Origin of the sequence: Geofilum rhodophaeum (assembly GCF_002210225.1) — a bacterium.
GTDB classification, from domain to species: Bacteria; Bacteroidota; Bacteroidia; order Bacteroidales; family Marinilabiliaceae; genus Geofilum; species Geofilum rhodophaeum.
The window spans coordinates 641577-651170 of record NZ_MWUJ01000001.1 but is presented as its reverse complement, the minus strand read 5'-3'; the positions used below and the strand labels follow the sequence as shown (position 1 = coordinate 651170).

At 35.6% G+C, this 9594-nt stretch carries 7 protein-coding genes; all 7 read left to right on the top strand.

The window, feature by feature from the left end:
• Positions 1-313: 313 nt before the first annotated feature.
• Entirely contained in the window at positions 314-1588 is a 1275-nt protein-coding gene (locus tag B4W65_RS02415) for a site-specific integrase (RefSeq protein ID WP_088653497.1), read from the top strand.
• A 28-nt stretch (positions 1589-1616) separates the two neighbouring features.
• On the top strand, positions 1617-2894 hold the full coding sequence (locus tag B4W65_RS02410) for a phage integrase SAM-like domain-containing protein (RefSeq protein WP_088653496.1): 1278 nt from the start codon (positions 1617-1619) through the stop codon (positions 2892-2894).
• Between the two features lie 10 nt (positions 2895-2904).
• Positions 2905-4164 carry a hypothetical protein gene (locus tag B4W65_RS02405; RefSeq protein ID WP_088653495.1) on the top strand — a complete coding sequence of 420 codons (1260 nt, stop codon included), beginning with the start codon at positions 2905-2907 and terminating at the stop codon, positions 4162-4164.
• A 163-nt stretch (positions 4165-4327) separates the two neighbouring features.
• On the top strand, positions 4328-4669 hold the full coding sequence (locus B4W65_RS02400) for a helix-turn-helix transcriptional regulator (RefSeq protein WP_088653494.1): 342 nt from the start codon (positions 4328-4330) through the stop codon (positions 4667-4669).
• Between the two features lie 75 nt (positions 4670-4744).
• On the top strand, positions 4745-4966 hold the full coding sequence (locus tag B4W65_RS02395; RefSeq protein WP_088653493.1) for a hypothetical protein: 222 nt from the start codon (positions 4745-4747) through the stop codon (positions 4964-4966).
• A 340-nt stretch (positions 4967-5306) separates the two neighbouring features.
• Positions 5307-6422, top strand: coding sequence for a hypothetical protein (locus B4W65_RS02390; RefSeq protein ID WP_088653492.1), 1116 nt, complete (start codon positions 5307-5309; stop codon positions 6420-6422).
• Between the two features lie 40 nt (positions 6423-6462).
• Entirely contained in the window at positions 6463-9165 is a 2703-nt protein-coding gene (locus B4W65_RS02385; protein ID WP_088653491.1) for a CHC2 zinc finger domain-containing protein, read from the top strand.
• Positions 9166-9594 lie beyond the last annotated feature (429 nt).

Genomic DNA, 9594 nt, shown 5'->3' with positions numbered 1-9594 from the left:
AAAATATAAGCAACTACCGCCTTGATCACATAAGCAGCAACGGTACAAGTACTTACAAGCATAAACCTGACGGCTATGGGTTTCAACCCCGGGTGGCTTTGCGCGCGGGCCGGTTTCCCAATCAGTGCCTATTGTATATTTATAATTAATTTGTATTTAATTGATTTATACTATATTTGTAAAGGGTTTTGGAGTTTCAAAAATCTCGCTATTTGTAACAATTTGTATCTATATTGGGTATTATATGAAACAATAGTGTAACCAAATAGTAATAAAACAAAACAAAATATTGGAATTAATAGAATAGGAATCCATGAAAAAATATCACCGTTTTAAGCTTAGAGCTGATCGAGCAGATGAGAATGGAGCATGTCCTATAATAATGGTCATCACCAAAAACAGAAAAAGGCAGTTTATTTCATTAAAATTCTCGGTTCTTCCCGAATATTGGGATAACGAAAGCGAACGTCTGGTTATTTTGGATAACAGTGCCGATAAAAAAGAAAAAGCTGAGAATCAAAAGCGTAAAGAGTATAATGCCACAATAGATGATTATGCAAACCGGGCATTGGCAATAGAATTTGAATACGAAAGAGAAAACAATACCCATTGGACACCTGGGCAATACAAGGAGAAACTTAAAACCCAATCGGTAAAAAGTAAGGTTGAACCTTTTCTAAAAGAACATATTCAGATATTGAAAGAAACCCACCGACCAGGAACAGCAAGTACTTTTTATGTCTTGTACCGGAAACTATTAAGCTTTGACCCTGATTTTTTCAGCCTTAGCTTTAATGCCATTACAATTACATATATCAATCGCTTTAACGAAAGTATGGAAAAGGAAGGCGTATCATCCAACACTAGGGAATGTCATATAAAAAAGCTTCGGGCAATTTATAACATAGCAATAAAGAACGGACAGGCCAATAAAGAGAATTATCCTTTCGGAATGGGTGGTTTTCAAGTGTATGCACTACATCGAGAAACAGAAAAGAGGTATCTACCAACTGAGTACCTTGAAAAGCTGAAGAATCAAAAGTCTGAGAACCCACACAATGAATATTCCCGGCAGTTGTTCCTGTTCTCATATTACTGCTATGGTATTTCATTTAAAGACATGGCGGTATTAAGAAAAAGTAATATTGTAAAGTATAATTCTGGAGAATATATTGTTTACAAACGCCTGAAAACTCAGGACAAGAAAAGCTATCCCATAAGCATTAAGATTACGGATAATATCAGGCAAACCTTAAAAGCTCTTAGCAAGCATAAAAAACCAATAAACGATTTTCTTTTACCTATTGTAACTATGCCAAAAGACAACTTTTCAAGCCTTTCAATGCATATTGGGATAATACTTCGTTCTCATAATAAATACTTGCAACGCCTGGCTGATGAGTTTGAAATAAAAATGAAATTGACCAGTTATGTATCAAGGCATACCGCAGCAATGCAACTGCAAGGACATCAAATACCCGAACATGTGATATCCCAAATGTTAGGACATAAAAAACTGGAAACTACAAAAATTTACCTCGACAGCCTTGATACAAGTGTTATTGACGAAGCGGTAAAGGTTTTGTAAAGTATTAAACGAATAATCAATCAAAAATATGAGTAAAAGATACCATAGGTTCAAATTACGTAACGATAGAGAGCTTCAAAATGGAGAGTATGCCATTATAATGGTTATTACCAAATATGGCAAACGACAGTTTATCTCATTGAATATTTCAAGCACAGAAGAGTTCTGGGACGAACAACAAGAACGCCTTGTCGTATTTAAAGGTTTACGGACAGCTCAAAAACGTGAGGAAAACGAAAAACGCATGAAAGCGAATGCCCTGCTAGCACGGTATAACCAAAGGGCATTGGATATAAGCTACGAATATGAGAAGGAACATATTGACTGGACGCTCAAACAGTTCAAAGACAGCTTTATGAACCGTATCGTACAGGGCAAAGTAAAACCTTTCCTTGAAGATTTTATAACGACAATGCTTGATACACGACATATTGGGACTGCAAAAAACTATAAAAAGACTTTGCGTGTCTGGGAGCAATTTGACAAGAAACTGCATGAAAGGTTATTTGTAGAAGTAGATTTGGCTTATGTGAATGATTTTAATAATTGGCTCATAAAAAGAGGATGTTCGGGCAATACCCGTTTTGGTTACTTGAAATCTGTAAAAGCATTATTTGTAAGGGCAATACGTGAAGAAGTAGCAAGCAAAACTAATTTTCCTTTTGAAAGTCACCTGTTTAATGTATCAGAACTCAAAGAAGAAACCATCAAGCGTTATCTACCAACTGAATATTTGAAAAAGTTGAAAGATACCCCTTCTAAAGTTCCACAGCAGGAATTTGCAAGGCAGCTCTTCCTGTTCTCGTATTACACTTATGGGATGTCGTATATTGATTTAGCCAATTTAAAGCAGGCCAATGTAGTTTGCATGGAGAAAGGGAACTATATTGTTTATCGCCGTCAGAAAACAAGAAACACAAGAAATTCAAAACCAATAAGCATTCGTATTACTCCTGAAATTGAACAGGCAATACAAGCAATGGTTCAATACCGTGAGCCTATTGGAGATTATCTGCTTCCTGTTATTACCAAAGAAAAAGATACACCTATTGAACATTACAATCATATTGAATCTTTGCGCCAATGGTATAACGACTACCTTAAAAAGCTTTCAACTGAACTCGAGTTTGATTTTCATCTTACCGGTTATGTATCAAGACACACAATGGCAATGCAGTTACAAGAAAATGAAATATCCGAAAGTATTATTTCTCAAGTTATGGGGCATAAAAAACTGGAAACCACCAAGATATATCTTGATAGTTTAAAAACAGATGTAATAGACAAAGCAGCAGAAGTATTATAAATTTAGAAGGATGACAGAAAGAGCAGTGTACCACAAATCAGACGGGTTTAGACCCAAAACATTTATAAACATATCAGAAGAGGAACAATTCGATATGTTGTATGACAATGGAATGTTGGAAACTACGGTCGTAGATAAAGAAATGGAACAAATATGGCAGGATATCTTTTTCAAGATTAACGATAGTTTTAGCAATGAAGATTTTGGTTACACAATATGTAACCTTTCGAAAGATGAAGCAGCAAAGGAGCTTGACAAAACAATGAAGTGTGTAGGCAATACCATCCTGTTTTCCCTTTTCAATATTAATTCGGAAGATTGGTTACACCGGATAACTGAATATATGGTTTATATAGAGCGGAGCATTGCATCCATTCCCGGAACCGCAATTTATTGGATGATTTTAGAAGGATTTTTCGAAGAAGATGGTGTAACCAGGGTAAAAAGTCAACAACTGTATCAATTTATAAAGAAAAAAAGCGATATTATTTACGGTCATAGATACATTAGTGAATTACAAACTTTTAGCGAATTGTTCCCTTTTAAACCCTTGAGCATTGATAAATATCATATCCCGGATATCATTTCATTATTAGAACTATATCCCGAAGGCAAACTGAACAGATTTGTATCGGAGCAATTCTCTAAATTACCCAAAACACTTTCAAGAGAAAAAATTATAGAACTTTTGCATAAGCATATAAAAACTGCCCTGAATGGCTTTAACACAGAGGAGCTTTGGAAAAATGGAGATGTTGATGCCATAAAGGAATTCTTAATTGAAAGTACTATCCTTGAAAACAAAATAGCAAGTCACGAAATATTAAAATCCGTCAAAGCGGAATATACCACAACCATAAAACAATGGCTTAGCTTTCAGACAAAAACGATAAACCAACTAAACGACATTGAGCAACTAAAAATTAATACGCCTGAAAATACAAGTAAATCTACCATAGAGCCTAAAGTGACCAAACATCATGCTAAATACTACGCCTTATATTATCGTATTCTGACAAAAATAGGAAAAACAGAAGCCTTTTTAAGGGACGAAAACGACAAATTCCCCAAGGCTCAAATCATGGCATTTGCCGATAATCGCTTTCCGGGCATTAGTTCGCAGCAGTTTTACAGCCATTATCGTGACTTAGAGAATATGAATAATAAAACAATAATTGCCCGAAGCTATCCTAAGCTAAAAGAAATTGTGGCAGAAATATCCGGCAATGATGCCGATGTGCTACATTATTTAAAGGCATTTCCCGTATAGGCTATCTGAGCTAAATTTTTTTTTATTCATTTTTAGTTAGTTACGCACAGATAGCCTATCTAATAATTATCCCGGCTTTTCACATCTAATATTTGCATTGATTAATCGAACAAAATTAAATGCAAACGGACAATCCACAGGCATTGTCAAAATATTCAGATGTATGAAACTAATAGTAATAGAACAATCAGAATTATCGGATATTATCGAAAATACTGTTCGTAGGGTAATATCCGCCACAAGTTCCAAGCCAATTGTAAAACCCAAAAGTGACACCCTCTCCATTGACGATCTTGTTGATTTAACAGGCTACAAGAAGAATACGCTTTACAGATTGGTTCATGACCGAAAGATACCCTACCGTAAACCTTTACACGGTGGTCGAAAGCTAGTATTCCTGCGCTCCGAAATCGAGGAATGGCTAAAAGGTCGCAAACCTCAAAGTACCGCTGAGTTCATCGACCAAATGGAAGAAGAACTCCTTCAAAGGCATAAAAGGAAGTAGCACACCTCTTTAATGATTCCCTACGGCTTTAATTAGCATTAATACAAATATTTAAACATTTAAATTATTTACAAGATGAAACAAAGAACATTTAATGTTCCGGTAGATTCAACAGTTGAATTTGCGGAACTGTTAGACGAGTATGGACTTGAAGGAATAATCATTGGAAAAAATGATGATGATGAACTTCTTGTTAAAGTAGAATATGAACCAGAAGAAGACAGCCAAGCAATTCTTGAAATTATTGAACATATCGAGAATCTTGACGGCGAATACTCTGAAGAAGATGATGAGTAGATATTTATTGACTATGGGTAAGTGAATTTTTACCCATAGTTACTGCCAAATATCTATCGAGTGCCTTTGTTATTGTCACCATTTATAGATAATACGCAGGTAGTTCGTTGAAATAGATATCACAAAACAGTTTTAATAAGATAATAGGTGAGCAATAGATATTGAGTTAACTGGTAATAGCTAAAACATTGTCCAAAGTACCTGTTAAGTAAGTCGGAATTGCTCAAAGTAGGTATTTGTTGCTGGCAAGTAACGCTTCATACGATTTAGTTTATGAAAGCAGCTACCCAATAGCTTTTTGTACCACCAACATAGGTCTCACATTAAATAAAATAGAATAATGAAGGAAAAACATAGCAAAATAGAGGATATTATATATCGTTCTTTACAAGAAAACCCATCATATGCTTACGAAATTATTGTCGAAGGCAGCAATCAACGTGTTTTGGTAGTACCTCGCACCAACAATATCGAAGCATTCAGTGATAATATTGAAACTGCTAATACGGTGGCAATACAGATAAGCGGAGTTTTAAAAGTATATGTTTATCGGGGCAGAAGCCCAAAAGCCGGATTAATTTCAGATTATAAAATTCCCATAGATGACCGCAGAATACAGAGCGAATCTTCAGCAAGTCAGTCACAAATAGAGCAAGCCGTAGATATTGCCATAAAAAAGTATCAAACGGGTAATAATGTAGGCAATTTAGGAAGCCTGGAAACCATTAATATGCTCTTTGGAGCGCTAACTGGCAGTAATACCAATGACGAGAAACAAGGAAGCGCCTTAAATGGATTGGCAGGACTATTGGGAGCAGTAAATAACTCTCGCCACGAAAATACCTTGATGCAGTTTGAGCGAAAATTGAGCGACTACAAACAAGAAACTCATATTAACTCACTTCAAAAACAGTTAGAGAATCTGACTACTGAACGAGATGTGCTAAATCAGCAAAATCAGGAGCTGATAAAGGCAAATAGCAATTATAAATCAGATGTATCCGACCTTGAAAATAGACTTGCAGGATATTCAAATACTGAAATTCTAAAACGTGTGGCTACAGGCGTTATATCTGGCATTGGTAGTAAGTTGCTTGCCGGAAGTCCCAAAGCAGCAGAACTTCTTGGCTTAACCAAGCAGGAACTACAAGGAGCTCTAGGTTTTGTTGAAGAGGATGTGTTGACAGGTCACAGTGTTGCTCCAGATGCTGATGTTGATGTCGAAGAACTTTCTCAACCAAAAACAGAGCAGCAGAAACAACTATACAAAGCTATTCATGATACAGCTAATGCCCTAAAGGGTGGAGATATGAATTTTGCTTACTATATGATAACCATTATCGGGAACTGTATGGATAGCCAGGAACTAACTACAAGTATGGTTAATCACCTTGAAAATGAAAAGCAAAGACTGAACTTAGAGAAGGAAGTTGAGAACACAGCAGAAGAGAAATAATGGCTTGAATAGTCATTTTACGGTACAATGAACAGAACTAATGCAGACAATCGAAAAAGTAAAGCAAATTGATATAAAAGCCCTTATTGAAAAGGAAACAGGTTCGTGTTTTAACAAAACCAATCAACTTGAAAAATGCCCATTTTGCGGTAGTGGAAAAGGCACGAACCAATCCCCGGCTTTCAGTATTAAGGCAAAGGATAATTTCTTTAAATGCTTCTCTTGTGGCGCAGGAGGTAGTACCATTGACTTTGTGATTTCTCTAAATTCAGGATGGAACGAACATAAAGCAATCAAATATTTACAGGAAGAATACCTCGGTATTCGGGAGGTTTTCCAACCCCCACTTCACAATATTACCAGTACATTCGATAAAATGCTTTATGCTATAAAAACCAATCCTATTAAAAAGGCAAGTGATTATCTAAAGTCTCGTGAAATTGATGCGGAATCTTTACCTCATGGGTCATACTGGTACGACTCTCATTCCAATGCCATTGTTTTTACCGATTCAGATAACAGACTCATCAACCGTAGGATGATTAAGCCCGAAAAAGGTAAGCCTAAAGCTAAGAACAATGGAACATTGAACGAGAGTATTTATGACAAAATGTTCTTTCCTGACTTTGATGTGGTATTTATTCAAGAAGGGGTTATTAATGCATTGTCGATGGTAGGCTGTTCATCTATAGCCCTGTTCTCAACCGAAAATAAAATAAAGAATCCCAAGGTATTGCAAAAGTATGTCCAGGGTAAACGGGTCATATTGGCAATGGATAATGATGATGCAGGGAATAAATGCGCAGCATATTACAAAGACTTTATTCTTTCTAACCGATTTAACATTCAATCCCTACGTAGGTTAGTTTTGACCGCTAAAAAGGATGCTAATGATTTGTTACGAGAAAAGACATTAATTAGTTTTCTTCAGAATACGGATAATTACCAATTGCTTTGGGAGGATATTGTTACCAAACCCATTCCCATAAACAGTAAGGATAAGCAAGCTGATAACGAAGAATACTATTTCTTTATTCAAGATGGTTGTTATCACATGAAAGAAACCATTAAAGGAAAACCCATCATAAAGAAGCTCTCTAACTTCTTGATGGATTCGGTATATCATTTAATGGATGGTACAAAAGAAAGTAGGCGTTTGGTAAAATTCCAACGTAATACTGGGGAAATTACTGTCAATGAAATAATGAGTTCTGAATTGAACCTTGACAGGTTTAAAAAGGTCATTCGTAGTATATCCAGTAGAGGGCTAACTTTCTTTGGCAACACCCAACAATTAGACCATATTTTAACCTACATGTACGACCGTGAAAAGAATGCAATAGCAATTAATCAATTGGGTTATCAGCATGAATATAATGCTTACTGCTTTGCAGATGCTGTAATAACGCAAGATAACACCTTGGTATACCCTGATAAATTGGGCATTGTTTCTTATAATGGCGTATCGTTATATCTTCCCCCATTTGCCTACACCAACCTTAGCGACAAAAGTTATTCAAGTCAGCGAAAATTTACCTATAAGGCAGGAAATATAAATTTCAATGCTTGGTCAGATTTGATATACAAAGCCTATGGCATTAATGGAGCGATTGGTATTTCCTTTGTCATTCTTGCCTTATATCGCGATTATATACTGGAACTAACAGGTTTCTTTCCCTTTTTATTTCTCTTTGGGGACCAGGGAGCAGGAAAATCAAATTTCGTAAACTTTTTTCTGTACTTGTTTGGAGAACCCAATCATGGAATATCATTGCTAAATTCAACCGATAAAGGTTTCTCTCGCTCATTAACGCAACGTAGCAATGCTTTGTATTATTTGAAAGAGTACACCAATGCTATTGATAAGAAAACCGTTGATGTGTTCAAGACTGGTTACGATGGAGAACTGTACACGATGGCGCAAAAGAGCAACGATAACAAAACCACTACCCTTGAAATAAGCTCTGCCTGTATGGTGGATGGCAACGAACTACCAACATCCGAAGCTGCTTTATTTGCTCGAATGATTGTGTTACATTTTGAGGACAATAAGTTCTCCGAGGAATCTACCGAAGCCTATAAAACCCTGCTTAAAGAAAAAGAGCAAGGATTTTGCAATGTTACACGTGAACTCCTAAAGCACAGAAGCCTGATAGAGACGACATTCAAAAAAGAGTTTAATGGAATCTTTCAAGATATTAAAACCCAATTGGCAATGGAAATACAGTTAGCAGACCGTCAAATAAGACACATTGCGTTGTTATTAGCTCCGGTTAAACTACTTCAAAACAAATTTACTTTTCCTTTCGATTTTGATACATACAAAGAGTCCGTTATTGAGAATATGAAGAAACAAGATGAAATGGCAAGCGACCTCAAAGATGTTTCTATCTTTTGGAGTGCCATTGCTTATAAAATAGCTGACCCATATTCCGGCATTCGTGAAGGTTCGCACTATATAAAAGACCCTATAAAGAAAATTCTCTACATTAAATTCAAGCTTCTTTACCCCTGCTATGCAGATTATGTGAACAAAAATAAACTGCATTTTCTTGAGATGAACTCCTTACGTGAGCTGTTAACCGCTAAAGGAAATAAGTCGTTTATAACCAACACTTCACAGAAAAGTCGCAATGTAAAAAGCTATACCCACAAAACGCTTGGTTCGTGCTATATGTTTAACTACGAGGATGCGGAAGAAGCTAACGGAATTGTTATTGATGGTGTTGAGTTGGCTATCTAATTTTAGGTAGTCTATTTGCTTTTATAGGGATGCTTAGGTATCCTTTTTTTATGCCAAAAATTTCAACTAAAGATTAATTGATGATTCTATAGTAAACTAAGTAAACTTTGTAAACCTTTACTTTTATTTTATTGATTATAAGTGTATTATTAGTTTACTTCATGTTTACTTGGTTTACTTTACCCTGATAATCCCTTATTTTCTAACTGAAATTTCATGATGTAAACTGGTTTACTTTTAAATGATAATAAAGTAAACCTATATAGTTCTGTTATTCATATCATTAGATGACATGGTTTACAAAGTTTACAAAGTTTGCACTGGTTTTAAGTGTTTATGCAAAGGGTTACTCTGTTTCTATCTAATTAGCTCTAAACAAATGCTACATATTTTGCGCTTAATGATTTTAATTAGCGACTTCAAGTTCGT

Coding starts and splice junctions, on each gene's coding strand:
- B4W65_RS02415 (WP_088653497.1), top strand. CDS start 314: ATGAAAAAATATCACCGTTTTAAGCTTAGAGCTGATCGAGCAGATGAG.
- B4W65_RS02410 (WP_088653496.1), top strand. CDS start 1,617: ATGAGTAAAAGATACCATAGGTTCAAATTACGTAACGATAGAGAGCTT.
- B4W65_RS02405 (WP_088653495.1), top strand. CDS start 2,905: ATGACAGAAAGAGCAGTGTACCACAAATCAGACGGGTTTAGACCCAAA.
- B4W65_RS02400 (WP_088653494.1), top strand. CDS start 4,328: ATGAAACTAATAGTAATAGAACAATCAGAATTATCGGATATTATCGAA.
- B4W65_RS02395 (WP_088653493.1), top strand. CDS start 4,745: ATGAAACAAAGAACATTTAATGTTCCGGTAGATTCAACAGTTGAATTT.
- B4W65_RS02390 (WP_088653492.1), top strand. CDS start 5,307: ATGAAGGAAAAACATAGCAAAATAGAGGATATTATATATCGTTCTTTA.
- B4W65_RS02385 (WP_088653491.1), top strand. CDS start 6,463: ATGCAGACAATCGAAAAAGTAAAGCAAATTGATATAAAAGCCCTTATT.